Annotated in this window: 29 protein-coding genes; 11 read left to right on the top strand and 18 right to left on the bottom strand. The window is 55.7% G+C overall.

Going from position 1 to position 26,592, the window contains the following annotated elements; all coding sequences use genetic code 11:
- The first annotated feature begins 130 nt into the window (after nt 1–130).
- Nucleotides 131–1,036, top strand: a complete 906-nt coding sequence (locus tag ACT3RW_RS04225; RefSeq protein ID WP_444612917.1) for a LysR family transcriptional regulator — start codon at nt 131–133, stop codon at nt 1,034–1,036.
- 70 nt (nt 1,037–1,106) lie between these two features.
- On the opposite strand, the gene ACT3RW_RS04220 is transcribed toward ACT3RW_RS04225, so the two are convergent.
- Genes ACT3RW_RS04220 through ACT3RW_RS04210 form a run of 3 tightly spaced genes read right to left on the bottom strand, consistent with a single transcriptional unit; the run spans nt 1,107 to nt 3,163 of the window.
- Complete coding sequence (locus ACT3RW_RS04220) at nt 1,107–1,643, bottom strand: aldo/keto reductase (RefSeq protein WP_444612916.1); 537 nt, start codon at nt 1,641–1,643, stop codon at nt 1,107–1,109.
- A complete protein-coding gene (locus ACT3RW_RS04215; RefSeq protein ID WP_444612915.1) occupies nt 1,625–1,936 on the bottom strand; it encodes an aldo/keto reductase in 312 nt (103 codons plus the stop codon). Before ACT3RW_RS04215 ends, ACT3RW_RS04220 begins: the two co-directional genes overlap by 19 nt.
- A 45-nt stretch (nt 1,937–1,981) precedes the next feature.
- Nucleotides 1,982–3,163: an MFS transporter gene (locus ACT3RW_RS04210; RefSeq protein WP_444612914.1), complete on the bottom strand. Its 1,182-nt coding sequence runs from the start codon at nt 3,161–3,163 to the stop codon at nt 1,982–1,984.
- Between the two features lie 113 nt (nt 3,164–3,276).
- On the opposite strand from ACT3RW_RS04210, the gene ACT3RW_RS04205 reads away from it, so the two are divergent.
- Both ACT3RW_RS04205 and ACT3RW_RS04200 read left to right on the top strand, forming a co-directional pair.
- Nucleotides 3,277–3,723 carry a MarR family winged helix-turn-helix transcriptional regulator gene (locus ACT3RW_RS04205; protein WP_444612913.1) on the top strand — a complete coding sequence of 149 codons (447 nt, stop codon included), beginning with the start codon at nt 3,277–3,279 and terminating at the stop codon, nt 3,721–3,723.
- A 29-nt stretch (nt 3,724–3,752) separates the two neighbouring features.
- On the top strand, nt 3,753–4,430 hold the full coding sequence (locus ACT3RW_RS04200) for an HAD family hydrolase (protein ID WP_444612912.1): 678 nt from the start codon (nt 3,753–3,755) through the stop codon (nt 4,428–4,430).
- Between the two features lie 39 nt (nt 4,431–4,469).
- On the opposite strand, the gene ACT3RW_RS04195 is transcribed toward ACT3RW_RS04200, so the two are convergent.
- Both ACT3RW_RS04195 and ACT3RW_RS04190 read right to left on the bottom strand, forming a co-directional pair.
- Nucleotides 4,470–5,096, bottom strand: coding sequence for a maleylpyruvate isomerase N-terminal domain-containing protein (locus tag ACT3RW_RS04195; RefSeq protein WP_444612911.1), 627 nt, complete (start codon nt 5,094–5,096; stop codon nt 4,470–4,472).
- A 33-nt stretch (nt 5,097–5,129) separates the two neighbouring features.
- A complete protein-coding gene (locus ACT3RW_RS04190; RefSeq protein WP_444612910.1) occupies nt 5,130–6,062 on the bottom strand; it encodes an aminoglycoside phosphotransferase family protein in 933 nt (310 codons plus the stop codon).
- Between the two features lie 160 nt (nt 6,063–6,222).
- Between ACT3RW_RS04190 and ACT3RW_RS04185 the strand changes: the two genes are divergently transcribed.
- Nucleotides 6,223–6,789, top strand: coding sequence for a HutD/Ves family protein (locus tag ACT3RW_RS04185; RefSeq protein WP_444612909.1), 567 nt, complete (start codon nt 6,223–6,225; stop codon nt 6,787–6,789).
- Between the two features lie 5 nt (nt 6,790–6,794).
- Here the strand turns inward: ACT3RW_RS04185 and ACT3RW_RS04180 are convergent, their stop codons facing one another.
- On the bottom strand, nt 6,795–7,412 hold the full coding sequence (locus ACT3RW_RS04180; protein ID WP_444612908.1) for a TetR/AcrR family transcriptional regulator: 618 nt from the start codon (nt 7,410–7,412) through the stop codon (nt 6,795–6,797).
- Between the two features lie 230 nt (nt 7,413–7,642).
- Between ACT3RW_RS04180 and ACT3RW_RS04175 the strand changes: the two genes are divergently transcribed.
- The gene (locus tag ACT3RW_RS04175; protein WP_444612907.1) at nt 7,643–8,707 is read left to right on the top strand and encodes a hypothetical protein; all 1,065 of its coding nucleotides are present in this window, start codon (nt 7,643–7,645) and stop codon (nt 8,705–8,707) included.
- 170 nt (nt 8,708–8,877) lie between these two features.
- Nucleotides 8,878–9,351, top strand: coding sequence for a mycothiol transferase (locus ACT3RW_RS04170; RefSeq protein WP_444612906.1), 474 nt, complete (start codon nt 8,878–8,880; stop codon nt 9,349–9,351).
- Nucleotides 9,352–9,368: 17 nt separating this feature from the next.
- On the opposite strand, the gene ACT3RW_RS04165 is transcribed toward ACT3RW_RS04170, so the two are convergent.
- Nucleotides 9,369–9,908 carry a GNAT family N-acetyltransferase gene (locus ACT3RW_RS04165; protein WP_131090101.1) on the bottom strand — a complete coding sequence of 180 codons (540 nt, stop codon included), beginning with the start codon at nt 9,906–9,908 and terminating at the stop codon, nt 9,369–9,371.
- A 90-nt stretch (nt 9,909–9,998) separates the two neighbouring features.
- On the bottom strand, nt 9,999–10,574 hold the full coding sequence (locus ACT3RW_RS04160) for a cysteine hydrolase family protein (RefSeq protein WP_131090102.1): 576 nt from the start codon (nt 10,572–10,574) through the stop codon (nt 9,999–10,001).
- Nucleotides 10,575–10,644: 70 nt separating this feature from the next.
- Between ACT3RW_RS04160 and ACT3RW_RS04155 the strand changes: the two genes are divergently transcribed.
- Nucleotides 10,645–11,592, top strand: coding sequence for a GlxA family transcriptional regulator (locus ACT3RW_RS04155; protein ID WP_444612905.1), 948 nt, complete (start codon nt 10,645–10,647; stop codon nt 11,590–11,592).
- A gap of 72 nt (nt 11,593–11,664) precedes the next feature.
- On the opposite strand, the gene ACT3RW_RS04150 is transcribed toward ACT3RW_RS04155, so the two are convergent.
- From ACT3RW_RS04150 to ACT3RW_RS04115, 8 genes are all read right to left on the bottom strand, one after another.
- The gene (locus ACT3RW_RS04150) at nt 11,665–11,877 is read right to left on the bottom strand and encodes a GrpB family protein (protein WP_444614614.1); all 213 of its coding nucleotides are present in this window, start codon (nt 11,875–11,877) and stop codon (nt 11,665–11,667) included.
- Nucleotides 11,878–12,600: 723 nt separating this feature from the next.
- Nucleotides 12,601–13,533 carry a hypothetical protein gene (locus ACT3RW_RS04145; protein WP_444612904.1) on the bottom strand — a complete coding sequence of 311 codons (933 nt, stop codon included), beginning with the start codon at nt 13,531–13,533 and terminating at the stop codon, nt 12,601–12,603.
- A gap of 144 nt (nt 13,534–13,677) precedes the next feature.
- Entirely contained in the window at nt 13,678–15,186 is a 1,509-nt protein-coding gene (gene gatB, locus ACT3RW_RS04140; RefSeq protein WP_262198173.1) for an Asp-tRNA(Asn)/Glu-tRNA(Gln) amidotransferase subunit GatB, read from the bottom strand.
- A gap of 5 nt (nt 15,187–15,191) precedes the next feature.
- On the bottom strand, nt 15,192–16,730 hold the full coding sequence (gene gatA / locus ACT3RW_RS04135) for an Asp-tRNA(Asn)/Glu-tRNA(Gln) amidotransferase subunit GatA (RefSeq protein WP_444612903.1): 1,539 nt from the start codon (nt 16,728–16,730) through the stop codon (nt 15,192–15,194).
- 4 nt (nt 16,731–16,734) lie between these two features.
- Nucleotides 16,735–17,031, bottom strand: coding sequence for an Asp-tRNA(Asn)/Glu-tRNA(Gln) amidotransferase subunit GatC (gatC, locus tag ACT3RW_RS04130; protein WP_022875011.1), 297 nt, complete (start codon nt 17,029–17,031; stop codon nt 16,735–16,737).
- Nucleotides 17,032–17,115: 84 nt separating this feature from the next.
- The gene (locus tag ACT3RW_RS04125) at nt 17,116–17,667 is read right to left on the bottom strand and encodes a maltokinase N-terminal cap-like domain-containing protein (RefSeq protein ID WP_444612902.1); all 552 of its coding nucleotides are present in this window, start codon (nt 17,665–17,667) and stop codon (nt 17,116–17,118) included.
- A gap of 71 nt (nt 17,668–17,738) precedes the next feature.
- Nucleotides 17,739–19,652 carry a penicillin-binding transpeptidase domain-containing protein gene (locus ACT3RW_RS04120; RefSeq protein WP_444612901.1) on the bottom strand — a complete coding sequence of 638 codons (1,914 nt, stop codon included), beginning with the start codon at nt 19,650–19,652 and terminating at the stop codon, nt 17,739–17,741.
- Nucleotides 19,653–19,706: 54 nt separating this feature from the next.
- Nucleotides 19,707–20,240, bottom strand: a complete 534-nt coding sequence (locus ACT3RW_RS04115) for a GNAT family N-acetyltransferase (protein ID WP_444612900.1) — start codon at nt 20,238–20,240, stop codon at nt 19,707–19,709.
- A gap of 97 nt (nt 20,241–20,337) precedes the next feature.
- On the opposite strand from ACT3RW_RS04115, the gene ACT3RW_RS04110 reads away from it, so the two are divergent.
- The 4 genes from ACT3RW_RS04110 to ACT3RW_RS04095 are packed head-to-tail and all read left to right on the top strand — an operon-like array spanning nt 20,338 to nt 23,481.
- The gene (locus ACT3RW_RS04110) at nt 20,338–21,483 is read left to right on the top strand and encodes an ROK family transcriptional regulator (protein ID WP_444612899.1); all 1,146 of its coding nucleotides are present in this window, start codon (nt 20,338–20,340) and stop codon (nt 21,481–21,483) included.
- A 27-nt stretch (nt 21,484–21,510) separates the two neighbouring features.
- A complete protein-coding gene (locus ACT3RW_RS04105; protein WP_444612898.1) occupies nt 21,511–22,317 on the top strand; it encodes a glucosamine-6-phosphate deaminase in 807 nt (268 codons plus the stop codon).
- A gap of 50 nt (nt 22,318–22,367) precedes the next feature.
- On the top strand, nt 22,368–22,817 hold the full coding sequence (locus tag ACT3RW_RS04100; RefSeq protein WP_444612897.1) for an SRPBCC family protein: 450 nt from the start codon (nt 22,368–22,370) through the stop codon (nt 22,815–22,817).
- Nucleotides 22,818–22,872: 55 nt separating this feature from the next.
- Nucleotides 22,873–23,481 (top strand): hypothetical protein, encoded by a 609-nt coding sequence (locus ACT3RW_RS04095; protein ID WP_444612896.1) that lies wholly within the window; start codon nt 22,873–22,875, stop codon nt 23,479–23,481.
- Between the two features lie 10 nt (nt 23,482–23,491).
- On the opposite strand, the gene ACT3RW_RS04090 is transcribed toward ACT3RW_RS04095, so the two are convergent.
- Both ACT3RW_RS04090 and ligA read right to left on the bottom strand, forming a co-directional pair.
- Nucleotides 23,492–24,292: an inositol monophosphatase family protein gene (locus ACT3RW_RS04090; protein WP_131090114.1), complete on the bottom strand. Its 801-nt coding sequence runs from the start codon at nt 24,290–24,292 to the stop codon at nt 23,492–23,494.
- Nucleotides 24,293–24,294: 2 nt separating this feature from the next.
- Nucleotides 24,295–26,571, bottom strand: coding sequence for an NAD-dependent DNA ligase LigA (ligA, locus tag ACT3RW_RS04085; protein WP_444612895.1), 2,277 nt, complete (start codon nt 26,569–26,571; stop codon nt 24,295–24,297).
- Between the last annotated feature and the right edge of the window lie 21 nt (nt 26,572–26,592).

Here is a 26,592-nt window from a genome sequence, read left to right as displayed (position 1 = left end):
GATCCTTTGGCGATGGCCGTCGGGATGTGCACGCGACGGACGGTGTTGCTTCAAGTGTCGCACTCAACTCGCAAGGAAAACATATTAGAAGAAGATCGATCTACTGATCTATTGCTTTAGCATTTACTTCATGGAATTACATCAGCTACGGATTCTGCGAGAACTCGCGGATCTGGGTAGCGTCAACGCGGTAGCGAAGGCACTTTTTGTCTCCCCCTCTGCAGTTTCTCAGCACCTGGCTCAGTTACAGCGCGGGTTTCCTGCGCCCCTGACGCAGAAGGATGGTCGTCGGTTGGTGCTGACCGCCGAAGGGAAATTATTAGCTACGGCTGCCACTACTGTGGCATCGACCTTGGCCGAAGCTAATGCGCAAATTCGTACGGTTGATCAAGACCGAGACGTCCCTATTCGCATCGCTGGATTTCACTCGATTGGGCAGACAGTGTTTGCCCCGTTGCTCACCGTTCCGCAAGGACAACTGCCACCGCTGCACTTTTCCGATGAGGACGTTTCGCAACAAGATTTTCCTGCGCTGACCTCAACCTATGATTTGGTTCTTGCCCACCGCATGCCCCACACCGCGCCCTGGCCAGAAGATCGAATCAAAGTCATACCGTTGGCATTTGAACCTTTAGATATTGCCATCCATCAAGACCATCCACTAGCCAAGTTTGATCAGCTTTCTCCTGCGCAGGTTATCGACGAACGTTGGGTAGTTTCTCGTCCGGGATACTCCCCCGCCGATGTACTGGAGACCATTGCTGCCCTGGCGGGCAAGGCTCCTCGAATTGAGCACCGGGTGAATGACTATGCAACTGCCGCTGCGCTGGTAGAAGCCGGTGATTGCCTTGGAATTCTGCCACGATTCACCGTGCGTAAAACCATCGATCCGTCGGTGACTTTACGACCAATCAAAGGTTTAGATTCCGGTAGACAAATCGACCTTCTTCTGCGGGCAGAACATCTGCACCGGAGCACCGTCAAAGATGTCATTGAAGCGATTCGAGAAGCGGTTCAGCGGTTGGTAATTGGCTAGCAAGGCATGACGCCTCGAACACACAAGGCCCGCACTCGAACGAGTACGAACCTTGCTTATGGGTTGTATATTAGCCGTTGAAGGCGTCCGGGTTAGGCCCGGTACGACCGTCACGGTCTAGTGAATCAATGCTTGCCAGTTCTTCGCTGGTCAGTTCAAAACCAAACAGGTCAAGGTTGGCGATGATGCGTGATTCGGTGACCGACTTAGGGATGATGACGCGTCCCTGCTGCAGGTGCCAGCGCAAGATGACCTGCGCGGCGCTAATCTGGTGAGCCTCGGCAATTGCCAGGATGGTTTCGTCGGTGAGCATTGCGCCCTGAGCCAGTGGACTCCAAGCCTCGGTGACGATACCGTTCTCAGCGTTAGCGGCAATCACTTCGCGGTTCTGCAGTGCAGGGTGAAGCTCAACCTGGTTTACAGCAGGAACGATAGTTCCTTGTGCAATCAGCTTGTTCAGGTGCTCAGGCTGGAAGTTGGAAACACCGATGGCGCGGATCTTCTTGTCGGCGTACAGCTTCTCAAGAGCCTTCCAGGTCTCAACATACAGTTCCCTTTCTGGAGCTGGCCAGTGAATCAAGAACAGGTCTAGATAGTCCAGACCCAAGCGCTCAAGGTAGCTTCGAGCCCGGCGATGGTCTGCTCGTATCCCATCTCTGCGATCCAGAGCTTGGAGGTGATGAACAGTTCATCACGGGCAATGCCGGATTGAGCCAATGCCTTGCCGACGCCCTCTTCGTTGCCATAGATGGCAGCGGTATCGATGCTGCGGTAGCCCGCCTTCAGTGCCGCTGCTACTGCGGTGGTGGTTTCCTCGTTCGGTACCTGGAAGACACCAAAGCCGACCTGTGGCATTTCTACGCCGTTGTTCAGGGTGACGGTTGGGATTGCGGTAGTCATATCTAACTCCTTGAAATTACTTGAGGGACTTGTGAAAATTTTGGATTAGCTAGCTGGAACTAGCTCGGGTGCTGCTGCCGAAGACTTCTTGGCCAGGCCCATAGCGACAAGCACGAGAACCAATGCAGCGAAGGTGATGATGGCGCCGATCCAGATCGGCGAGGTGTATCCCAAGCCTGCAGCGATACCCAGGCCACCGGCCCAAGCACCTAGTGCGTTACCCACGTTGAAGGCACCGATGTTGGCACCTGATGCCAAGGTTGGAGCGTTGCCGGCGTACTGCATGATGCGGCTTTGCAGACCAGGAACGGTACCAAAACCGAAACCACCCATGAGTAGCAAGGCAACGATGGTTGCGATCTGGTTGCTTGCCAAGAAGCCGAAGACCACAAGCACAACGAGCAGGGCTGCGATGAAGAAGAGCAAGGTGCGGTCGATGCTCTTATCGGCCATGCGGCCACCGATCCAGTTACCCACAAAGAGGCCAACGCCGAAGAGCATCAGCAACCATGGCACAGTGGTTTCGTTGAAGCCGGTGATTTCGGTCAGGGTGTAAGCGATGTAGGTGAAAGCACCAAACATTCCGCCGTAGCCCAAGATGGTGACGCCCAAAAATAGCCAGACCTGCAAAGAGGTGAAGGCACCAAGTTCGCGTCGCAGTGAGATTCCTTCTGCTGCGTGCTTGATTGCTGGAACCAAGACGAGGATGCCAATCAATGCAAGAACACCAATAGCGGAAATAGCCCAGAAGGTTGAGCGCCAGCCGGAGTGCTGACCCAGCAGGGTGCCGAATGGAACACCAAGCACGTTAGCGGCGGTCAGGCCGGTGAACATGATGGCAATGGCGCCTGCCTTCTTATTGGCTGGGACCATGTCGGAGGCCACTACCGAACCGATGCCGAAGAATGCTCCGTGACAAAGGGCGGCGATGATGCGGCCAATCATGGCCACTTCGTAGGTGCCCGCCAGTGCGGTGAGCGAGTTGCCGATGATGAAGAGAACCAGCAAACCGACCAGTACCGGCTTGCGTGGAAGCCGGACGGTGGCGGCGGTCAGGCCCAACGCTCCGACAACCACGCTGAGTGCATAACCGGAAATGAGCCAGCCTGCAGCGGCCTCGCTGACTGCGAAGTCGGTGGCTACGTCTGGCAGCAAGCCCATGATGACAAATTCAGTAAGCCCGATGCCAAAAGCACCGATAGCCAACGCAAGGAGGCCGAGCGGCATAGCGTTACTCCTGATACACTAGAAAAAATAGTTGCACACGCTTGTTATTGCGCGATGGATACTATCGTTGCACACGCAACTAACCAGCGCAAGCAAGTAATTTGGAGGAAGCCATGGGAATCGCAGATCATGCGGTAGAAATCCGGGCACGAGGATGGCGTACATTGGCGTCATTGCACGGATTAATCGATGCCGCACTAGAAAAAGATCTCACCACTGAGGTTGGCCTATCTGTGGTCGAGTACACATTGTTGGACGCTTTGAACCGGCAGGATGGCTGGCACATGCGCATGGCGCAGCTTGCTCGCGCCACTGCATTAAGCCCCAGCGCCACCACCCGACTAGTCACCCGGCTAGAAGATCGGAACCTGCTCTCACGCGTATTGTGCGCCGATGATCGCCGCGGGATCTACACCGAGCTGACCCCGTTGGGCCATGAGCTGTATCAGAAGGCCAAGCCCATCCACGATGCCACGCTAGAACGCATCCTGAAGCAAGCCGAAGAACAGCCCGAGCTGGCACCTTTGGCCCGCATTCTTCACGAGTTCTCACTGGCCTAGTCGATCGCCCATTGTGTAGAAGGGGTAGCTTGTTGCGTCCAAAATTCTCTGCCGTCCTCTTTGACTGCGACGGTGTACTCGTTGATTCTGAGTCCATCACCAACGCAGTTCTCCGACAGATGCTCATCGAGCTTGGATGGAACATTAGCCAAGAAGAATGCATCAGCATCTTCATCGGCAAAGCCCTGAAGGACCAGTGGGAACCAATCCTGACTCACACTGGCGTGGGTATTGATGAGCAGTGGATCAGCCAGTTCAAGGAACGTAGGGATGTCGCGTTGCGCTCAAACCTGCAAGCCGTGCCTGGCGCCTTGAACGCAGTGCAGCTGATTTCACGCGTGTATAAAAACAAGATCGCGTGCGCCACGGGAGCAGACCGAGGCAAGGTCGAGATGCAGCTGTCGATTACCGGGATGGCTTCTTCCTTCGGCACTCACGTTTATAGCGGCATGGAATATGCGCACAGTAAACCGGCCCCCGATGTCTACTTGGCTGCCGCCGCTGGACTGGAGATTGATCCGACTCAGGCAGCCGTGGTTGAGGATACCGTTACCGGAGTGACCGCCGGCGTTGCGGCCGGAGCCACGGTCTTTGGATACTGCCCCGGTGGACCGATCAGCAGCACCAAGGAAGAACTCCTGGGTGCCGGCGCTACCGAGGTGTTCATGCACATGGATCAGTTGCCATCACTTCTTACCCAGGCCTAGCTGAGGAAAGAAACCCGATAGTCGTCGGGGAGGAACTGGTCAGCCCCAGGGCTCCAAAGCAAAGCCCTTTCCTAACGGACCGCGCCCAGCCAACCAGGCAACTAGCTCGACACGCGCTTGCGGGCTCGCCAATCGTTCGGGAACGGTGGCCAGTAGATTGCCAAGATCCCACGCTACGTAGTCTTCGTTCCACTGGCTTGGCGTATATCCCAGCCCAAGATCAACAAGGTGCATTTGTACTTCGCGTAGGCGGTGAGCCGGGCAACCACCGACCCCATAGTGCCCACCTCCCATGAAATCGGAGTTGGGCCAGCCAGCCTGTTCGCTTTGCTCAAGAATTCCATCTAGACGGCGAACGCTCGATTCCAGGTCAGCCAAGATTTCAGCTGCTGAGTCCTTCGCACCGTCCTCAATTTCCTGACGCCGTTGCTCTGGACCGTTCGCGTATTTGGGAACATCCTCACCATTCAAGGCCCCGTCCAGACGACGTGCATGTGCATCGGCATTTCGCGCAAGATGCGTCAACACGTGGCCCACCGACCAATCAGGCAAATTACTGTTCTGCCGCATTTCCGCCTCGCTGAGGCCAGCCACATGCTGCAATAATTCCGCGTGGGATTTGAGACATAAACGTGCCGCTATGCTCGGATTTTTCTCGAGATCCATGGTGATCCTCTCGCTGACCAGACCCGACAGTGCTCAGTTGCTTGAACTCAGCTTACGGTCTGAGCTGCCAAGGAGTACTCCCAGGCTCTCGCGTCCGACTATGCCCAGAAGATCATCGGCGCCAAGATCTGCGGTCAGCATGGCATATCGAAGTCCCCAACCACGCGCTCGTTTCCACGTTGGACTGCCAGCTTCAATGCCGTAACTCTCGAACGCACGACTAATGCCCACAGGCGTGAAATGCATCCAGAACATACCTAGATCCGAGGCCGGGTCGCCAACACACAAGTCCCCGTAATCAACGAGACAGACTGACGGATGTGGCAACTCGTGACCAACAACGGTGTTGTGTGGATGCGGGTCACCATGCAGCCATACTGGGGCATCTTCATAGTTCTCCGCCTCCAAGGCATCCTGCCAAATTGCCAAAGCATCAGCTTGCAATGCGGCATCCAAGTTTGAAATTTGCTCACGAGTCCGCGCATCAACCAGCGTCAAGGCACAACCACGAAATTCGCTTCGCGGTTCCGGCGAGCTGGCGGGTTGATGCAGAGCTCGCAACAGTTCAGAAAATACTTCCGCGTATTCATCGCGATCTTGGCGTTTGAGTTGAGCTGCGCTATTTCCAGGAACGTAGCGGCAAATCGAAAAGGTAAAGGGGTAGCTGCCAGTCGGCTGACCTTCAAAGATCGCTAGGCCAATATCCACCCCGGTGTCCTTTGCCAATTGCGGAAGCCAACGGCGCTCTTTGACGCCGATCCCCTCCCCCATTTGTCTTCGGGGTAAACGGATCAGCAGGGAATCTCCGAGACGATAAACCTCGTTGTCCCAACCGGTGGCAAGATAGCTGATTTCTTCATGAGCCCACTGTGGCGCTTGCGTTGCTATCAGCCCTCGAACCATTGCCAGATCGATGGCGACTTCTGCCTCGGGCATGACGGACTTCTTAGCTGGCGGGTTGCTCATCGCTCAATACTAATCTTTCGCTTGGAATGGACCGTACTCTGACTCCTCGAAGCGAACTCAGAATTGGGACCGGCCTGCCGTCACGAATTGATTTGGGAGCCGACCCTGATGGCAAAATGATGATCAAAAGCCACTTAGATTATTGAGGAAGCTGACCTCTATGCAGGCACTGCCCGTCGTTCGCTACGCAGATCTTTCGGCACAGCCGTGGAAGAACGGCAAGGGCGTATCGCGCACTGTCCTTAGCGATTCAGATGCCCGTGGGGCGTGGTCGTGGAAAGTTAGCGTAGCGGAAATTTCTCAGGCTCAGCCCTATAGCCAATACCCTGGAATCCAGCGGATTCAGGTCGCCCTAGGCCCTGGCGAGATCGACTTGAATATTGGTGGCCAAGCCCATCGTCTTCACGCAGGTGAACAGGTAGCGTTCGCTGGTGAAGATGACGTTTCAGTTGCGCCACTTGGCACTGGATTCTTGGCCCTCAACCTTATGTTCGTCGGCGAAAAGTGGGAGGCCAAGGTATCGACTATCGGCGCTGCCAGCCTCAGGGCAACAAGTGGGGAAGTGAAAATCCTTGTTGCACTAGATGAGTATTGCCGGGCTGACGGCGAGCCTCTGGCTCGGCTGGATGCACTCATAGTTCCCGCAGAATCGCAGGTCACCACCGCGGGTCATTTTTATCTGGTGGCCTTCACCCCTTTAGCCAAGGTCAGTGACTCCGAGGCCTGAACTCGTTAGCGATGCGTCCCGGTCAAGTACCTTTGGATGGTCGGGCCGACCTCAGCGACGATCTCCTCATGAGTCCGCGAGGAAATGTCCGGGAGTTGGATGACATAGCGGGTGAAGCCAATGCCGAGCATGTGAGCGGCGGCCAGGGCAACTCGCTTACTTTGATCCGGATCAGCTTCGGAGAGCTGCGAAACGCCCCGCATTCGTGATCCGAGGACCGTCTTGAGCATATCCGCCGCGCTATTTGAAGTGGAAGCGGACCGAACTAGTGCCAACATGATGTGGCGAGTTTCCTCTTCTTCCCAAAGGTGAAGGTAGGTATCGACCACTCGGGAACCTATATGGGCAGGATCACCAAGAAAGGCATTTCCTAGTCGCTGTGGGATGGTTGTGTGCTCAGTCAAGGTTGTCGCAAATAGGGTCGCCTTGTCCCCAAAGAAGTGGCGAATCAGTGCCGGGTCAACACCGGCTGACGTGGCAATAGTTCGAATTGACGTCGAGTCATAACCCCTCTGCGAAAACAGTTCTCGCGCAGCATCCAGAATTGCTTCCTTCGTGCCACTGTCACCGGAACGGCGTCCAGTGGGGCGCTTATGGAGGGGCTGCTCGTCTTGATCACTCATATTTCCAGTATACTTCTACACCTGAGGAATTCCTCAGGTGTAGAGTTAATGATCAAGAGCCATGACATCTCGAAAATCTGACTCTGCGTGGAGAAGCCCATTCGAGACCCAACAGTTCTCGGCGAAAGCCACTCTCCGCCATAAAACTTCCCTCAAGAAGACCGTCGGTCGCAGATTTTACCTTTCTGCCACTGCCCGCCCTCGTGCTGAAATCAACGGAGGAGTCAGCCATGACATCCCAAGTAACCACCCCAACACCACATACAAAATGGCCAGTCGCGGTGGTCATCGGAGCCCTAGCCTCACTCGTGCTGGCAGTGGTTGTGCTCGCCTTCCTCTGGCCCGGCAAAACCGCGCAGGCAGAAAATCTGCCGGTCAGCATTTCAGGCGATCAGGCCAAAGTATCCGCTCTCCAAAGTGCCATGGGCCAGAGCAATACCTTTGAGTTCGTCACGGCACAAGATCGCGCGGATGCCGTGGACCAAATTGAATCCCAGCAAACGTACGGAGCCATCGTCCTGGGTTCAGGCACCGAAGTTCCTGAGGTTTTGACTGCTCCCGCAGCAAGCCCGGTATCAGCTCAGATGCTAACTGGCGTAGCTACCCAGTTGCAGGCTCAGGTGTCACAGCAAGTAGCTAAAGCTGGCGGCGACCCAGCGTCCGTGAAGGTCGCGGTCACCCCAGTGGTCCCCTTCTCCGAGCATGATCCAAATGGTTCCGGGCTTGCTTCAGCGTCCTTCCCGATGGCCATCGGCGGCATGATTGGCGGCGTACTTATCTCATTGCTGATCACCGGCCCAGTGCGGCGTTTGGTCGCCGTAGCTAGCTTTGCAATTTTCGCAGGGCTCGTTATCGCGTTCATTATGCAGACCTGGTTCCAGTACCTTCAGGGTGAATTCTTGATGAATGCCCTGGCCATGGGACTGACAATGATGGCAACCGCATCCTTCATCGTTGGCTGCACCTCACTGATTGGCCGGGCAGGTATCGGAATCGGCGCCGTACTGACGATGTTTATCGGCAATCCCCTGTCGGGTGCAACCATGCCGTGGCAATTCTTGGCTGCCCCATGGGGTGCGATCGGACAGCATCTGGTCCCAGGCGCTTCCGGATCACTCATTCGATCGCTGAGCTACTTCCCTGAAGCTTCTACCGCTGGTCAGTGGTGGACTCTTGGCGCATGGGTCTTGCTCGGTGTCGTATTAACTTTGATTGGGCATTTCCGTGCCAAAGAATCAATGCACATGCCAGAAAGCACGCTGGAAACAGCCCATGCTGGGAAGCACGCTTCCTAATTTAGCTGGGCCGTCAACTTGTTGATGGCCCAGTTGACGTGCTTCTCAATAGAACACTTTTCAAGAGCACGGACGGATCTGATCCGCCGTGCTCTAGAAGTAGACTCTGGACTAGCCGCTTACCTATCCAGATAAGGAACTGTCCTCAGGATCCGGTCTAGAATCATGGCATGAGTTCATCGGCAGCCAGCGAACAAATTCTCGTTCAACTTATCCTTGAAAAGTTTGACCAGCTCTATAAAACTGTCGATGACATTCCGGAGGAATTGATCAATAGCTGCTTGCCTATCGAAGGCAGCAATTCGCCGGTGCAAATCTTGTTGCACTGTTGTGGCATGACGCGTCGCTGGTCTTCAACGGTCAACCTCGGCATCGCAGTCCCCCGCGACCGAGACGCTGAGTTCAACGCAAAAATGGTGAAGGCGGAAGCATTGATGTTGGCTTCCGAAGCCCGAACAGCATTCGTTGCAGATATCTCGCGCACCGAGTTACAGCAGCCTCCCGCCGTTATGCCACCGGGTCGTGATGTCGAATATTGGATGGCCACCTGCGAAGGCGTCCTCATGCATGTGTACAAAGAGCTTTGCCAACACCTGGGCCATCTAGAAATCACTCGTGATTTCTTGTGCCACCCCGCTAAATGAGATCTTGATCAGCGAAGTCAGACTTGCAAGTCGTTCCAGTCGAACCGGGTAGTTTCACCACTCTCCCAGTCCTGACGGAGAATTGCGTAGGCGACTGACGCCATTCTTGTACCGTCATCGGCGGGCCAACTCATCCGGTAGTGGGCCTCCTTGAGGAAACCTGCTTTAACGAAAGTTTTACGCATCGCAAGATTGTCTTCTCTGGTTTGGCCCTCGAATCGCAGAGTCTCAGGGTGGTCATTAAAAACCTTGTCGGTTAATTCCTTCAGCACTAGGACACCCAGACCTAATCCCCGATAAGTCCCCGCCAAGCGCAGGTCAAACATTGGGGTGTCGTCTTCCAGGTCTTCCAGCACTGCCATTCCGAGGCATTCGCCGTCGCCAATGATCCAAAAACCCTGGCTCTCGTTGTTCCAATATCTTCCGCCATCGACTACCCCTGTTAACTCCACTTCTGTCCATTCTCGACGAACGTGGAACGGGAAGTTGTTGGTAGATAAAAACGTGACGATGGCGTTGCTGTCTTCCGGTCCCATCGACGTAAACGAGATCTTCATGGCGCCAGCCTACACAAACCATGTCGGTCTTGATTACCCTATTCATGAATGCAGGTGTCAATCTCGCTCTAGAAAATGGCCACTGTCATGTCATACCTCTGTCAATGAACTCAAGACGTCCTGCGTGGAAACCACCTTAGCAAAGCCACCTCCATGCAGATTCGTCGCCGTAACCTGCATGAGAGTGGCTGCCGAAATTACGGTGCCATCGGGTCCTGCCAGATCAAAAGTTCGGGTAGCGTCGAGCGGCACGATGACATCGAACCCAAGATTGCCTCCCATGCGAGCGGTCGTTTCTACACAAAAGTTGGTTTGGATTCCACAGACCACAATCTGATTGATCTGCCTAGCTCTAAGCCACTGTTCCAAATCCGGAGCACCATAGAATGATGAGTTCACCGTTTTGGACACCAATAGATCAGGGATGACTGCCTGCACCGATTCTTGAAGTTCATTTCCGGGCCCTTGGACGTACAAGGGCGAATCCGAATTTCGACTATCGTGCCTAACTATGACTATCGGCATTTGCTTTGAGGACCAAGCCTTTAGCAGTTGCTCAACGTTGTTCTCGCATGCGGGGTAATTGATCGTTGGACCCCATGAGGCATCGTAAAAACCATGCTGCATATCAACCACAATCAATGCTGTCTTTTCATTTCTAATCATGTCTCTAGTTCACCAGTGTTCAAAGGACTCAACCAGTGGCAGGAATGACAGTGTTCGATAAGATTGCGCCATGACCAATGTGGGAATTTTAGTTGGACCGGGACGCCGTGCGTTTGATCTTGCGGTTGTGCGCGAGGTGTACGATGACCGCTCGGATCGAGGGCTCCCCCGGCCGACGGTGCGAATCCTTGCCGCCAGGGCAATCACTGATCTTGATCCGCTCCACTCGATACGCCGCACCCATGGTCTGGATACGGTGGAGGAGCTCGACATGCTTGTGGTTCCTGGAAGTGAGGACCCACTCGCGGAACTTGATGCTCGGGAAGTTTCAACGGTTGCACGGGCCGCAGCAGCCGGCGTTCTTGTAGCATCGTTATGCACCGGGGCATTCACGCTGGCTGCCGCCGGACTTCTTGATGGACGACAGGCAACAACGCACTGGCGTTATGCCGATGAACTAGCCCGACGCTACCCAAGAATTCACGTCAAAGCGCGCGATTTATATTGCGGCGAAGACAAAGTATGGACTTCGGCCGGTGTCACCGCTGGAGTTGATCTCTTATTGCAACTGGTTCGTCTGGACTGGGGAACCAGCGCCGCAGAGACTGTTGCAAAGGCCATGGTCACCCCAGTTTTTAGGCCGGGTACCCAAGCTCAATACGCGGATACGAACACTCCAACAAGCTCAGCGCCATCAGTCGAAAACCTGCATTTTGAGGTTAGAGCAGATCTTCAACGACCGTGGAGCGTCAAAGATCTCTCAGCAATTTGCGCAATGTCTCCCCGGACTTTTCACCGTTGGTTCTCTGACACTGTAGGAACAACACCGGTCAGATGGCTCAATGATCTACGAGTGCAAGAGGCTCAACGGCTTCTCGAGCAAACTGACTTGTCGGTTGGTGCTATAGCTCGCGAGGTCGGCTTCGCATCAGACGATCTACTGCGAAAGCACTTCACCGCCAGGCTGGGGATCACGCCAACCAGTCACGCATCGACGTTCCGTCAACCACGTCCTTGATGAACTGAGACTTTCTGCTCGTATAGGCAAGGCGGTCGCTTCCAACGCTCTTGGCCAATCCCAGTTTCAGATTTACGTAGCAATGACCAAAGTTGCCTCTGTTCTGAGTCGGTCTCGAAACGCCATATGATCTTGTTCCCACTTTGATCCAGTCTCACACACGTGAACATGCACGGTTCGTGGTTTCCCCGCAGGCGGGCGAAAGAGACGATGATCGGTTTGTCGATGTCGCACCACCGGGCTCAGACCTTCAAGGGCACTACGATGCACAGACGCGTCTGCGATATCTGGAATGCCAAATATTGATGCTCAGCGAACGCTTGAGCTCGATCAATTCACGTTTCGCCGACGAGCAGATGACATTTTTCCTTACAGGTGGCTCCACTCATCCAAAAGGACTATAGAAAATCACTTGACGTGAGCATAGTGTTAAAGCCGACTAGAAAATACCATTTGCACCGCGTTGAAGCTTGGTGCCGCTCATGCTGAAGGGAACGTGGGACTTTTGCTGGCTTGGCTAGGGTTAGACGGTAAATCCAAAAACGAATCGGTGCCACTTTGGAACGGTGTCAGCGAAAAGGCCAAATGGGGTTCGCTTCTGGTGTGTCTAGGAATATCGTTCCTGACTTTCGCCATCACGCGTTGGTTATTCAATGACTACACAGAAGTACTGGGCTTTGTTCCTTGGATTTCCGGTGCCGGCGTCTTGCTCATTTCGTCGCTCCTCGTCGAGCGATCCCTTACCAGAGCCTCATTGACCTCACGCACTCCAACTGATGACAAACTGTAGTTCGCATTTGTTCCATAAATACCTCCAGTAAAATACTGGAGGTATTCTTGTATTACACACCCTAGCTTGCGCTAAATAACCAGATCACTCGATCAATCGTCGTTCATTATTGGCAGTCGCATGTGCTCCATTTGGAGTGGAGCTTAGCTCCGGGGACCATATCCAAGCCGTCAAACAATCGTTTTAGTGCGGACCGGACAACATGCCGGTGTAACGCACTACCCGACTGGTTTCCCGTTTTCACCCAACACCGCTTGACCGTCAGTATGCAGTGGGTTCTTGGTCGTTGGTATCCAGGCGCAACGCGCCTGCATGCCCGATTCCGCTTGTTCATCCCTAATCATCACGGAGGCTAGTGACCACTGTCCATCTTCAGTTACTTCACCGACAGCATCTGGTCCGGCCATGTAGCCCATCATTGCTTGAGGCTTCAGAGGCATCTTGCTCTTGGCATTCGGGGCAGAATAAATCGGGATTGAAACCGCGATAGTCTCCCCCTTTGCCTCCGGATGACAGTAACCGCCATATCCCCCAGGCTGGTCCGTACGCACAAGATGGTACTGGTCATCGCCAGCAAACTTTTGGACGCCTACCGTTCGTTCCTGCTTCAGCGGGCCATTTTCAGAACACGCAGTATCTTGGAAGTCGCTGCGTAGATATTCAGTGATTTTGATGCCTCGTTTGGCAGGGACAACACTGCGAACTGTTGATCCGCAATTATGCGTATAAGCGATCTCGCCGGGAACCTGAACAGGTCCCTGTTTGGTAGCTACCCACGCAATATAGTGTTGCCAATAAGCGTTGCCGGAAGTGCTCGTAAACGCTGCGACGGCATCGTCCACGCCGTCACCGTTCAGATCCGCATAAACAATCTTGCCAAGCTCAAAACTGCTGAATTCGTCACTGGCTTTCGAGTCAACAAGCTTTACTTTGCTGTCTTTCTCCGAAGCAGCCAACGGGTCAATCCAGGTTGTATTTCCAAGATCTGCATCGCGTAGAGACTTGATCGCAGGCGCCGTTTTACTTGGCGAGGGCACAAGTGTGGGCGTAGTAGTCTTCAGCTCAGAATCGGGTGAACTACAGCCAGCAAGCAGTAGGCCCAGAGTTGCGACAAAGCCGAAAATCTTTACTCCACGAGATGCATTGATCATGCTCAGATAGTATCCGAATATCAAAATGCCTCATAAAACCATGAGTCATCAACATGACATCATTACAGCTTCGGTTAAAACGCTGGCCCCGGACTTCCCAAAAGGGAACTCCGGGGCCAGAACGACCTAGCTGAAGTGTTAGGACTAGAGTCCCAGCTTCTCCATCACGATTTCACGAACGCGGCCGGCGTCGGCCTGTCCGCGGGTAGCCTTCATGACAGGGCCCATCAGCGCACCGATAGCCTGCATCTTGCCGCCCTTGATCTTCTCGACGACATCAGGCATGGCAGCCATGGCATCATCCACGGCCTTGCCCAGTGCGTCATCGTCGTTCACGACAGCCAAGCTGCGCTTGTCAACGATTTCGCTTGGGGTGCCTTCGCCAGCAATGACAAATTCCAGTACCTGGCGAGCGATCTTATCGTTGATCTTCTTGCCCTCAATGAGCGAGTTCAGTTCAACGATGGTCGCAGGAGTAACGCCCAGAGCAGCGATGTCCTTGTCCGCAGCCTTGGCCAGACGAGCGATCTCGCCCATCCACCACTTACGGGCTACAGCAGCCGAGGCACCAGCAGCAATGGTTGCTTCGATCTCGTCGAGCACACCGGCGTTGACGACGTCGCGGAATTCCTTGTCCGCGTAGCCCCACTCAGCCTTCAGGCGCTTGCGACGCTCGGCCGGTGGTTCTGGCAGACGGCCGCGCAGCTCTTCGATCCACTCAACGGTGGTGACGATAGGCACCAGGTCAGGCTCTGGGAAGTAGCGGTAGTCATCAGCATCTGACTTTGGACGACCCGAGGTGGTGCTACGGGTATCTTCATGCCAGTGGCGGGTTTCCTGAACGATCTTGGCTCCGGAATCCAGCACCGCTGCGTGACGCTCGATCTCGAAGTGCACTGCGTGCTCAACGGCGCGCAAGCTATTGACGTTCTTGGTTTCGGTACGGGTACCGAACTTCTCGGCGCCCTTGGGCATCAGCGAAACGTTGGCGTCGCAACGTACGTTGCCGCGTTCCATCTTGGCGTCCGAAACACCCAGGTTCTTCACGATTTCGCGCACTGCAGCCACGTAGGCCTTGGCCAGTTCTGGTGCGCGCTTGCCAGCACCAGTAATTGGCTTGGTGACGATCTCGACCAGTGGCACACCTGAACGGTTGTAGTCCACCAGCGAGTAGTCAGCACCCTGAATACGACCGGTTGCGCCACCCATGTGGGTCAGCTTGCCGGCGTCTTCTTCCATGTGGGCACGTTCAATCTCAACGCGGAAGATTTCGCCATCTTCCAGCTCAACGTCCAGGTAGCCGTCGTAGGCAATTGGATCTTCAAACTGGGAGGTCTGGAAGTTCTTTGGAGTGTCCGGGTAGAAGTAGTTCTTCCGGGCAAAGCCGCACTTCTCGGCGATCTGGCAGTTCAGTGCCAGGCCGATCAGGATGGAGTACTCGACGGCGGTCTTGTTGACCACTGGCAGTACGCCGGGCAGGCCCAGGTCTACCGGGGTGACGTTGGTGTTCGGCGCATCGCCAAAGGCGTTAGGTGCGTCGGAGAACATCTTGGTCTTGGTGTTCAGCTCGACGTGGACCTCAAAGCCCAGTACCGGATCGTAGCGATCCAGTGCTTCGTCGAAGTCGACCAATTCATCGGTGTAGTTGCTCATGATCTCTAGGCCTCCTGCGCGATCGAAGCGGTGTCAATGGCTGGTGCCTGCGAGATCAGCGACTGACCCCACTGCTTTTCCAGCAGAGTTTCCAGTGCGGCGCCGGCACGGTACAGACGTGCGTCTTGGAAGGCCGGAGCCAGGAACTGGATGCCTACCGGCAGGTTCTCGGACAGGCCGCCAGGCACGGTGATGCCTGGGATGCCAGCGAGGTTAGCCGGGATGGTTGCCACGTCGTTGAGGTACATGGCCAGCGGGTCATTGTCGTTGGCGCCCAGCTCAAAAGCTACGGTTGGAGCGGTTGGCGAAATCAGTACGTCAGCCTGCTCAAACGCGGCGTCAAAGTCACGCTGAATCAGGGTGCGGACCTTCTGCGCTGAACCGTAGTAGGCGTCGTAGTAGCCGGCACTCAGCGCGTAGGTACCTAGGATGATGCGGCGCTTAACCTCATCACCAAAACCAGCGGCACGGGTGGAACCCATAACCCGCTCGATGGTCATCGGACCCTCTTGTGGAAGCACACGCTTGCCAAAACGAACACCGTCAAACTTAGCCAGGTTGGAGGATACTTCCGAAGGCATGATCAGGTAGTAGGCGCCCAGCGCGTACTTAAAGTTCGGGCAGGAAACCTCAACGATTTCTGCGCCGGCAGCCTTGAGCAGTTCCAGCGACTCGTTGAAGCGTGCCTGCACGCCTTCCTGGTAGCCCTCGCCCTGCAGTTCCTTGATGACACCAACACGCAGCCCCTTCAGGTCTCCGGTGGCGCCAGCTTCAGCGGCAGCAACCAGACCTTCAAGGTCCTTTGGCAGTGAGGTGGAATCCTTCGGATCGTGTCCGCCGATCAATTCCTGCAGGTAAGCCGAGTCCAGCACGGTACGCGATACCGGGCCGATCTGGTCCAGCGAGGAAGCCATAGCGATCGCACCGTAACGCGATACCGCGCCATAGGTTGGCTTCACGCCAACGGTGCCGGTGACAGCACCTGGCTGGCGGATGGAACCACCGGTGTCGGTACCCAGTGCCAGTGGAGCTTCAAAAGAAGCCACTGCAGCAGCCGAGCCGCCGCCGGAACCGCCAGGAATGCGGTTCAGGTTCCAAGGGTTGCGAGTCACACCGTACGCGGAGTGCTCGGTGGAGGAACCCATGGCAAATTCATCGAGGTTGGTTTTGCCAAGCATTGGCAGCTTGGCAGCACGGATCTTCTCGATGACGGTAGCGTCGTACGGGCTCATCCAGCCTTCGAGCATCTTTGATGCTGCGGTGGTTGGCTGGCCCTTGGTGACGATCAGGTCCTTGATGGCGATGGGCACGCCGGCCAGTGGGTGCAGTGCTTCTGCGTCGGCGCCGCCTGCGGCACGGATGGTGTCAACTTCTGCTGCTACGGCGAGCGCCTCTTCGGCGTTCACGTGCAGGAAGGCGTTGAGCGCGCCGTCCACTTCAGCAATGCGATCCAGGTGCGCCTGTACTGCCTGCACGGAAGTGACTTCGCCAGCGCGCAGCTTGGCGGCCAACTCGGTGCCGGAAAGCTTAATCAGTTCGTTCATGAAATTATTCACCGTCCAGAATTGCTGGGACCTTAAAGCGGTCCGAATCAGAATCTGGGGCGTTGAGCAGAACTTCGTCGATGCTCAGCGTCTGCCCCACCGTGTCTTCGCGCAACACATTGGTCAGCGGGATTGGGTGGCTGGTGGCTGGGACGTCGGAGGAGGCGACTTCGCTGACGGACGCAATGGCACCGACGATAGCGTCGAGCTCACCGGTCATTTTGTCCAGCTCTGCGCCGCTCATCTCGATGTGGGCAAGGTGTGCCAGGTGCACAACGTCCTCACGGCTGATGGCAGACATGTATCTCCCTTAAATGGCGGTTTGGTTTCATAGACAAGTCTATCCCTTACGCGCCGACCATCAGACCTTTATGTGCCCGGTTCGTTATGCTGTGCGCAATACCAAACCAGTGAGTTCTTGGCCCAGCGCGTTCTCCCAGTAGCCGATGACCCCATCAGCGCTGGAAGCGCCGGATACTGGCTTGCGGATGATCGCGGCCTCTTTGCCCGCAGGGTTGCCGTTGACCTTGATCCGTGGATCATCGGTGAATGACTCACTATGGTGCTGGGGTGCGGTCTTGCCAGCGAGCAATTGACGCGCTTGGGCGGCAAAGACCGGGTCGCCGGCAGCATCGTAAATGTAGCGCGGACCTAAAATGGCGTGCTCGCTGATGCCGATCAGATGCTTTTCTCCCCCGGGCAAGGGTGCACCACGGTAGGTGAGCGGCAGGTGGTAAACCACGTCAGAAGTGTCCGAATGGTCCGCGTAGATACGTAGTTCTATCCCAACTTCACCTTGCTGGTCTTCTAAGCGGAAACCGCCGATGTGCTGAAGTTTTGGGGTGCCTTTACCCGTATAGAAGTTCTGCTTGGGCAGCCAAGCGGAAACCAACTCGTTTTTGGTTGGCGACATACTGGTGTTGTAGACAATTCCCATGCGCTTAGTCTGTCAATTGCATCATTGCGACACAAGTCCTGAGCAAAGTTCCTTGACTGCGTCCTGCTTTACTACTTAGCTGCTGCTTCAAGCATGGACTTGACCAGCGGGCCAGCGCTTTGCGCGCCACCGTCACCATCTTCAACAAACGCCGCAACGGCCAAGTCGCCTTGGGCAACGATGGCCCAGGCGTGAGCGTTGCGCTCGCTGTCATATTCTGCGGTGCCGGACTTGCCGATGATCTTTGCCCCGCTCAAGGAGTTCAGATCCTTCAGGGTTCCGTGATCAATGACCTCGGCCATCATGTCGGAGAGTTGTTTGGCTTCATCTTCGGTGAGAGCTGAGGCTGCCTTGGCTGGGGCCTTGGGCTCAGGTGAAGTTACCAGCTTAGGCTGGACGGTGGACTTGGCCTGGACCGAGGCGACCACGGTGGCCATACCCAGTGGCGAAGCTTCCACTACGCCCTGACCAATCATGTTGGCCGCCTGAGTGGTTCCTTCTGAATCATCGGGCACCGAGCCGAGCACTGCGCCAACACCGGTTCCGTCTTCGCCGGTCAATCCTAGGGCTGCGGCAGCTTCAGAGAGCTTCTTGCCGCTGATTTTTGAACCTTCATTGATGAAGACGGTGTTGCAGGATTGAGCAATGGCTTCGGACAGCGGGATGGTTCCAAGCTCGGCTGCTGGATAGTGGTCATAGTTCTTGAATGTTTTGCCGTCCACGGTGGTGCTGGCGGTGCACTCGACCTTGGTATTTGCGGTGGCCCCGTCACGAACCATTGCCAGCGCACTGATTACCTTGAATGAGGAGCCAGGTGCGTAGGATCCCTGAAGCGCGGTGTTCAGTCCGGAGCTCACCGGGCCTGAGGAAGCAGCGAGAACACTGCCATCTGATGGGCGGATCGCAACAATACCGGAATTTGAATCCGCGTCGGCGATGAGCTTATCTGCAGCCTTTTGCAGGTCCATGTCCAAGGTGGTTTCCACATTTTTGCCGGCCACCGGCTTGGTGGTGAACAGCTCCGCCTGGGCCTCGTTGGCTTTGTTGTAGCGCGAAACCTTGATGCCGTCGGTGCCCGAAAGAGTGTCATTGTAGGCCGACTGCAACCCGGAGGTACCAACCTGGTCACCGCTCTTGATCTTGCCGTCAGACTTCTTGATGATTTCTGCGGTTGCTTCGCCCACGGCGCCTAGGAGCGGTCGGGCAAATTCGCGAGTGGGAGCCAACGGAATTTCGTCGTTGGTGAAGGTTGCGCCCTCAATCGCCTTGATCTCGTTGTCGCTGACCTCACGACTGGAATCATCGCGTAAGACGATCGCTGGCACCCAGGCCTTGTCGCCAGCGGCCAGCACGGTGCTCACATACTGGTCTTCGTCAATGTCTACGAGCTTGGCTAGTTTTTTAGCCGAGGCTTTCCAGTTGGCTTTCTCGGTGCGGGTCTTATCCAGACCCACACGGATTACTGGCCGGTTGGTGACGATCTTGTCGCCACCGGCGGCAGTGATGCTGCCGCGGTCCGCTACTTCCACAGTGGCTTTGAGGTAGTCCCCTGCCTGCAAGTCCGGGGCAAGCACTGCTGGGTCGAAGCGCAGCTTCCACGCGTCGGCGTCTTTATCAAATTCCCAGACGGCTTTGGTGGTGTAGCTGAAGTCTTTGTCGGTGTCATCAACGTCCCACACGGTGGTGATATCGGCCGTCGCGGTTTTGATGCCGTCCGTTTCTTCCTCGTCCTTGGCCACTGAACTCACGGTGCTGCTGTGCTTAACTTCGCCCATGGAGCCAAAGGCGGTCTTTTGTTCACTGGCCGCAGCTTGTGCATCGGAGCTTGCGAACTGCACGCCGCTGAAGTCACCGGAGTTAATTGCCGAAGCTAGGGCGTCGGCGGAGGGTGCTGGGTCCGGTGTTTTTGCGCTGCACGCACTGAGGGAGCCTAAGGCTAGGGCGGCAACTGACAGGGCAACAACACTACGACGAAGAGCACTCATAGAGCCATTCTATTCATGCTGACAGGCCGGTTCACAATAACCTGTCGGTCTGCCTCAGATTATTTCTTTCGAGTAGACCACCAGCTTGATATCGGTACCGTGTACCGTCCAGTCGCGCTGTGAATCGTGCACAAAACCCATAGATTCATACAGGGCTCGAGCTGTATTCCAGCTCTGCCCAGTAGTCAGGCTCACCGCGCTGATATTTGGCAGACTGCGAGCGCGATCAATGCTGGCTTGAACCATGGCTCGGCCCACTCCGCTGCGCTGCGCCGAAGGGTCAACACTGAGCATGCGGATCTCCAATTCGCCAGGACGTGCAATATCCGCGTAGTCGCTGCCTACTTGGATAAGAGTCATGGAGCCAAGGATCTGAGCATCGCGGCGGGCAACATAAATTTCGGTTTGCTCGGCACGCTCTGCGACCTTTTGTGCAAATTTCAGATACTCGTGGTCGGGACTGTCAAAGTGTCCGGCGGCAAAATAGGAGCTCGCGGTCAACTCCCCCACCCGCTGGTAATCCTGGGGCGTGGCCAGTTCTATGAGTATTCCGCCGTGGACGCTTGTGAAAGTTTCTGCCTCATTCATGGTGCTTCAAGTGTGCCACGGTCTGCGCAGAATTGGACGAGAGAAATATTGACTCCGGGCCTTGCACAAAGGTTTGTTAATAGAGTTAACTAACCTCATGAGCTCCGAAACTGTCTTACGTCGCGACGGGACCTTTCTGTCGCACGGTGGCGCCGTCTTGCCGACGCACGGCAGGGAGCAGAACTTGTCCCTGGTGTTACAGACCTTAATGGAGCGCGGAGCGCTAAGCCGAGCCGAGATTTCTCGCGCCACCAAACTCACACGAGTCACCGTCTCAGAATTAGTGGCAGAACTTTTGCTCCGGGGCCATGTCATTGAAACCGGTCCTAAAGAAGGAAAACGCCCGGGCAAGCCAGCAACACTGGTGGATCTCAACCGCCCTGGGCTGCGCATTATCGGCGTGGATCTTTCCGGAATTCTCCCGTTCCGCGCCGCCATCATGGATCTTGATGGCACCCTTCTTCAAAGCTTCACCTTGGACAGCCATGAGCAAGGAGCCACCGGCGAGACTGCAACTGCCCAGCTGTTAGAACTCGTGAATCAGGCCCTGGCTCAGTGCACGGAGCCAGTAGTAGGAATTGGCATTGGCACGCCCGGCATCGTGACCGAGCAGGGTGTGGTCCGATTAGCCGAAAAGTTTGACTGGGTCGACTACGACCTACGCAACAAAATCCAGCAAGCTACGAACACGAGAACCCATGTTCTTAATGACGCTGACTGCGCCACCCTTGCTGAGCACACCTTCGGGCACGGCAGCGAACATATGCTACTGCTTCGCCTTGGACGAGGTGTGGGTTGCGGCGTGATCACCCACAACACCTTGGTGCGCGGTTCGAAATTTGCCGCCGGCGAACTCGGCCACGTTAAGCAAGATCCTATAGCGAACAAGCCCTGTAGCTGCGGTGAGACAGGTTGTTTGGAAACCTACGCGTCAGTGCCCGCCATCCTGCAAGCAATAGCTTCTGGGCAGTCTGCCGAAGAAGTCGGGCAACAAGCGAGCGTTGCTCTAGCCAACGCGTTGGCGCCACTGATCTCGGTGCTCGATATCCGCAATGTCATTTTCACCGGACCGCCAGAAGTAGTTAATCCGCAGATGGCTCAATGGTTGTTAGACGCCCTTGCCGAACGTTCACGGACCGCGCGTGGCGAAGATTTCCAACTGAACATCAGTGATGACCCCGAGCGCCTGGTGTTACGCGGTACAGCAGTGAACGTACTATTCCACGAACTAGGCATTTCATAACCAACAACAGAACGGAGAGTACACATCATGCGCGTGCTCGTAGGTGAATCAGCACAAGAGGTAGCAAAGATCGCTGCCAGCAGTGTCCTTGAGGGTCTGGCCAACCATGGCGCTGGACGGAAACCGGTCCTTGGCTTGGCCACCGGCTCCTCTCCCCTAGGCCTGTACCAGCAGCTAGCTGCTGCAGTTAAAGATGGCCGCGCTGACTTTTCGCAGGCTCAAGGTTTTGCACTCGATGAGTACATCGGCATTCCCGATACACATCAGCAGTCGTACCGACACACGCTGATCAATGAAGTCTGCAATGTGATTGGCTTGCCAGCCCAGTCACTACACACCCCTGTGGGCCTCGGCGAATCATTGGAAGCTATTGAATCCGACGCATCAAACTACGACAAGTCGATTGCCGCCGCTGGAGGCGTCCAGGTGCAAATTCTTGGCATTGGTTCCAACGGGCATCTGGGGTTCAACGAACCCGGATCCGCACTACGTAGTCGCACCAGAGTTAAGCGACTGGCAGCCAAGACCCGTCACGACAACGCTCGGTTCTTTGACGGAATCGACGGTGTACCCACCCATTGCGTCACCCAAGGTCTAGGCACAATCCTCGAAGCCGGACGGTTGGTTCTTGTAGCCACCGGGGCTGGCAAGGCCGAAGCCATCGCCGCTGCCGTCGAAGGACCACTGACAGCTTCCTGCCCCGGATCGGTTCTGCAGCTACACCCCGACGCGGTAGTTGTACTAGATGAAGAAGCTGCAGCTGGACTAAAACTTCGCGAATACTATGCTGATGCCGCTGCTGGACTCTCCGATATACAGTTACGCCTGCAATAGAACGGGCCCTGATGTGCCCTAATGTGCCCTAATGTGGCAGACTGACAGGCATGGCCGTGTATTTTGAATGTTTCACCAAAACGGAGATGACCCGCGAAGAGCTCTTCGAAAAATCGTTGAACATCGATGCTCACTCTGGTTCCATGGCCGAATCCGGGGAGCGGGCAGTTGATGGTGTAGTTACCGGACAGATCGCACTGGGTGAGCAGGTCACCTGGCAGGCAAAGCATTTTGGTCTGCCAGTTCGAATGACCTCAGAAATCCTTGAACTGGATGCCCCAAGAACATTCACCGATCAGCAGGTGTGCGGACCATTCAAAAAGTTCCATCATGTCCACGAATTTTTTGAGAGTACAACGGGCACCCTCATGGTGGATCAGATCCATTTTGAAGCCCCGTTGGGCCCGCTTGGTTGGCTGGCCGAACGGCTGGTGCTCAGCTGGTATATGCCGAGACTGATCCGCATGCGCAATGCGTATCTGATCAATTCCGAACACTAGAATTTCAGGTGTGCCCTTGATCAGCACTTCCCTACACCAGCAAGGCTTTTAGACTTTGACGCAGATCGCTTCGCCATCCAGCGCATTGGTACGCAAGATCGCTTTGATCGTTTCCCACGTACTTTCACCGATTATTTTGGCGACATTGTTGCTGTTGCTCACGCCGCTGCGTGATGCCTCGATTGCCTGGAGCGAAGCAGTTCTTGCCGCAGTATTTACCACGATCATTCCGTGGCTAATCCTGGCGCTAGCCAAGCGGCGCGGCGCAGTTACCGACATGCATGTCACCGTACGTCGTCAGCGTCATCTGATTTACGCGATGACTGCCACAATGATCATTATCGGTCTGATCATCTTGTGGCTGGTCAATGCCAGTGCCGGAATTTTCCGCGAAGTGTTCTGCATCTTGCTCGGCTTGTTTACCGTTGCGATCATCAATATTTGGTGGAAGGTTTCGGTCCATCTGGCAGTGGGCACCTACGTCATCTTGCAGGTGGCCAGCCAGAGAGCGGACCTACTACCTGCGGTCTTGCTCTTTATCGCGGTGCTCTCGTGGTCCCGGCTTCGAAGCTTCCAGCACACCGCCACACAGGTGTGCGGCGGTGTAGCCGTCGGCATCCTCATCCACTATGCCCATGAGGTCATGGCGCTGTTCGTGAACTAGCTGCGAATTACTAGCTTGTTGGCTCAGTGAGCTTAGCTGGATCCACCAGTCCGGCGTACTGCCAGCCCGGATAGGTTGCAGGCCTACCCACAGCGCATCCAGCTTCCTCAGCAATCAGTGCGCCAGCAGCCCAGTCATACTCTTGGGTGCCGTATTCGGCGTAGGCGTCCAAGGACCCCTGAGCGACGAGGCATAGGTCAAGGGCGGCAGAACCAATGCGCCGAACGTTGACGTAATCGGCAAGCATTTCTTCCAAGACGCGAGCTTGGAATTGACGACGCTGCGCGTCATAACCAAAACCGGTGCCCAGAATCTTGGCCGGTGAATCTACCGGGCCAGTGAGCTTGGTCAGCTTGCCGGTGCGCAAGTCCTGCTTCCAGGCGCCCAATCCCTTGCCCGCGAAGTACTCCACTTGCAATGCCGGGGCGACAATCGCCGCGGCGACCCACGTTTCGGTTCCGTCTTCTTCGAGCTGGCAGGCACCCACTGATGAACAGTAGTAAGCAATGTTGCGTACGAAGTTGATGGTTCCGTCCAACGGGTCAATGCTCCAACGCACGCCGCTGGGATTCAGTGGTTTAGCGCTCGGGTACTCTTCGCCGGTGAGCTCATCGCTAGGTCGCGAGGTGGTGATGGTGGCTCGAATTGCTTCCTCCGAGGCCCGATCAAAATCGGTCACCCAGTCCCCAACGGCAGACTTATCACTGATGTTAAATTGGGATTCGTCACGGCCAGCTAGTACTTCAGCACCGGCTGCTGCGGCCCGTCGGGCCACCAGCACCAGTGGATCGTGAGTAATTGCTTTGTCCATCGTTAGCCTTCCGTAGGTGCGGCGAGGGCTACCTCGCGCGCTGCATCTGGTCCTTGGTCAAGGAGCACAACAAATCCGGCTTCATCCAGCACTGGCACACCCAGAGACTGCGCCTTATCTAGCTTGGACCCGGCAGCTTCGCCGGCAACTAAGAAATCGGTCTTCTTCGAGACGCTACCGGTCGCTTTACCACCGCGCACGATGATGGCTTCCTTCGCGGTATCGCGCGAGAAATTCTCCAATGTTCCGGTCACCACGATGGCCAGAGACTCAAGATTTTTAGTGATGTTTGCGTCCTGCTCGTCTTTCATCTTCACCCCGGCTGCTTGCCAGGAGGAGACGATGTCTCGATGCCAGTCGACTTTAAACCAGTCCACTAAGGCTTCGGCGATAATCGAGCCGACAGAGTCAATGTCGCTGAGTTCAGCCTCGGCATTACCTGAATCCAAGACTTCTAGCAGCGCGTCCATCGATCCGTATCGGGTGGCAATTGCACGCGAAGCATTGGGTCCGACGTGCCGGATGGACAAGGCCACCAGTACGCGCCAGAGCGGATTTTCTTTGGCTTTCTCCAGCTCATCAAGCAGTTTCATGGTGCTGCGGGTGGGTGCCGAAGGCTTCTTGGCGGTGGCTTTGGAGTAGAAGTACGGGACCAGTTCAAACTTTCCGGTGCCTTCGCCCTTCACTCGCTTTTCGCGCCAGACCATTACCTCGCCGAGCTCTTCGAGCTTGTCTTTGAGATTGAATAGCTGCGCTTCATTGTGCAACGGACCCGGACCAGCAGGCAGGATTACCCCGCCTTGGGTAGCAGGGTCTTCGCCCGGACCGCTGGTCAAAGCGGCCGCAGCTTCGTAGCCCAAGGCTTCAATATCTAGTGCACTGCGACCCGAAAGGTAGGCAACACGCTCAGTGAGCTGTGCAGGGCAAGATTCTGCATTGAGGCAGCGGATGTCCACGTCGCCTTCCTTGGCTGGCGCCAAAGGTTCACCGCACGATGGACAGTGAGTGGGCATCACAAAATCGCGTAGTTCAGTATTGCCTTCACGTAGCGGCAAGACCGGGCCAACGATTTCTGGGATGACATCTCCAGCTTTGCGTAGGATCACCGTGTCGCCGATTTTCACGTTCTTGGCAATGACCACTTCTTGGTTATGCAAAGTTGCACGGGCCACGGTTGAACCGGCCACAAGTACTGGCTCCATGACACCAAAAGGAGTAACACGTCCGGTGCGTCCAACCTGAACCTGGATGTCCAACAGTTTGGTGTGCACTTCTTCTGGTGGGTATTTGTAGGCTACGGCCCAGCGTGGCACACGAGAGGTGTAACCGAGCTGTTCTTGGGTGGCCAGGTCATTAACCTTGATGACAATGCCGTCAATGTCATGAATCAGGTCATGACGTTTTTCCCCATGTTCGGCAATGTAGTCTCTAGCCTCAGCTCGGCTATCAACTACCCGGCCATACGGTGAAACGGGAAGGCCCCAGCCACGCATGAGCTCATAGGCTTGGGACTGCTCGGTCATGTCGAAGTCGCGGCTGCGTCCTAGCCCGTGGACAAACATTCTCAGCGGGCGCTTTGCCGTTTGTTCTGGGTCCTTTTGGCGTAGGCTTCCGGCCGCTGCGTTGCGGGGGTTAGCCAATGGCGCTTTGCCCTGGGCAATCAACATTTCGTTATAAGCGTTGAAGTCATCGGTGGCAATGAATACCTCACCACGTACTTCAAATTCTGCGGGCCACCCTGAACCGGTCAATTCTTGGGGAATATCGCTGATGGTCAAGGCATTGTGAGTGACATCTTCACCGGTGGTGCCATCACCACGGGTGGCTGCGCGGACCAACTTACCGTCTCGGTAGGTCAGGTTCAGTGCCAGTCCGTCGATCTTGACTTCGCACAACCATTTAACTGGGCTTTGTGGGTGCAGGCGTTCGGCGTTGAGCTGGGCTCGTTCAAGCCATGCTTCGAGTTCGTCGAGTGAAAAAACGTCTTCCAGCGAGTACATGCGGCTGGCGTGAGTGACCGAGGCGAAGGCGGCAGAAACTTCGCCACCAACTTCTTGGGTGGGTGAATCCTGTCCGGCCAAGATCGGGTATTTCGCCTCGAGTAGCTGCAGCTCATGGAACTGCGCGTCGTACTCAACGTCGGAAATCAGCGGGGCATCATTTTGGTAGTACGCATCGCGGTGCCCGCGAATCTGTTCAACCAACTGTTCGTAGCGGGTCTTTTCAGCTTCCGGCGGAGCATTGGTGGTCTCAACTGGGGTTACGGAATTTTCACTCACATATCCAATTGTGCCCCACTC

The sequence above is a fragment of the Glutamicibacter sp. AOP5-A2-18 genome (genome assembly GCF_052446055.1).
GTDB lineage: Bacteria > Actinomycetota > Actinomycetes > Actinomycetales > Micrococcaceae > Glutamicibacter.
This window is presented reverse-complemented; position numbering and strand designations above follow the sequence as displayed.

Coding starts and splice junctions, on each gene's coding strand:
- ACT3RW_RS04225 (WP_444612917.1), top strand. CDS start 131: ATGGAATTACATCAGCTACGGATTCTGCGAGAACTCGCGGATCTGGGT.
- ACT3RW_RS04215 (WP_444612915.1), bottom strand. CDS start 1,936: ATGACTACCGCAATCCCAACCGTCACCCTGAACAACGGCGTAGAAATG.
- ACT3RW_RS04210 (WP_444612914.1), bottom strand. CDS start 3,163: ATGCCGCTCGGCCTCCTTGCGTTGGCTATCGGTGCTTTTGGCATCGGG.
- ACT3RW_RS04205 (WP_444612913.1), top strand. CDS start 3,277: ATGGGAATCGCAGATCATGCGGTAGAAATCCGGGCACGAGGATGGCGT.
- ACT3RW_RS04195 (WP_444612911.1), bottom strand. CDS start 5,096: ATGGATCTCGAGAAAAATCCGAGCATAGCGGCACGTTTATGTCTCAAA.
- ACT3RW_RS04190 (WP_444612910.1), bottom strand. CDS start 6,062: ATGAGCAACCCGCCAGCTAAGAAGTCCGTCATGCCCGAGGCAGAAGTC.
- ACT3RW_RS04185 (WP_444612909.1), top strand. CDS start 6,223: ATGCAGGCACTGCCCGTCGTTCGCTACGCAGATCTTTCGGCACAGCCG.
- ACT3RW_RS04180 (WP_444612908.1), bottom strand. CDS start 7,412: ATGAGTGATCAAGACGAGCAGCCCCTCCATAAGCGCCCCACTGGACGC.
- ACT3RW_RS04175 (WP_444612907.1), top strand. CDS start 7,643: ATGACATCCCAAGTAACCACCCCAACACCACATACAAAATGGCCAGTC.
- ACT3RW_RS04170 (WP_444612906.1), top strand. CDS start 8,878: ATGAGTTCATCGGCAGCCAGCGAACAAATTCTCGTTCAACTTATCCTT.
- ACT3RW_RS04165 (WP_131090101.1), bottom strand. CDS start 9,908: ATGAAGATCTCGTTTACGTCGATGGGACCGGAAGACAGCAACGCCATC.
- ACT3RW_RS04160 (WP_131090102.1), bottom strand. CDS start 10,574: ATGATTAGAAATGAAAAGACAGCATTGATTGTGGTTGATATGCAGCAT.
- ACT3RW_RS04155 (WP_444612905.1), top strand. CDS start 10,645: ATGACCAATGTGGGAATTTTAGTTGGACCGGGACGCCGTGCGTTTGAT.
- ACT3RW_RS04145 (WP_444612904.1), bottom strand. CDS start 13,533: ATGATCAATGCATCTCGTGGAGTAAAGATTTTCGGCTTTGTCGCAACT.
- gatB (WP_262198173.1), bottom strand. CDS start 15,186: ATGAGCAACTACACCGATGAATTGGTCGACTTCGACGAAGCACTGGAT.
- gatA (WP_444612903.1), bottom strand. CDS start 16,730: ATGAACGAACTGATTAAGCTTTCCGGCACCGAGTTGGCCGCCAAGCTG.
- gatC (WP_022875011.1), bottom strand. CDS start 17,031: ATGTCTGCCATCAGCCGTGAGGACGTTGTGCACCTGGCACACCTTGCC.
- ACT3RW_RS04125 (WP_444612902.1), bottom strand. CDS start 17,667: ATGGGAATTGTCTACAACACCAGTATGTCGCCAACCAAAAACGAGTTG.
- ACT3RW_RS04120 (WP_444612901.1), bottom strand. CDS start 19,652: ATGAGTGCTCTTCGTCGTAGTGTTGTTGCCCTGTCAGTTGCCGCCCTA.
- ACT3RW_RS04115 (WP_444612900.1), bottom strand. CDS start 20,240: ATGAATGAGGCAGAAACTTTCACAAGCGTCCACGGCGGAATACTCATA.
- ACT3RW_RS04110 (WP_444612899.1), top strand. CDS start 20,338: ATGAGCTCCGAAACTGTCTTACGTCGCGACGGGACCTTTCTGTCGCAC.
- ACT3RW_RS04105 (WP_444612898.1), top strand. CDS start 21,511: ATGCGCGTGCTCGTAGGTGAATCAGCACAAGAGGTAGCAAAGATCGCT.
- ACT3RW_RS04100 (WP_444612897.1), top strand. CDS start 22,368: ATGGCCGTGTATTTTGAATGTTTCACCAAAACGGAGATGACCCGCGAA.
- ACT3RW_RS04090 (WP_131090114.1), bottom strand. CDS start 24,292: ATGGACAAAGCAATTACTCACGATCCACTGGTGCTGGTGGCCCGACGG.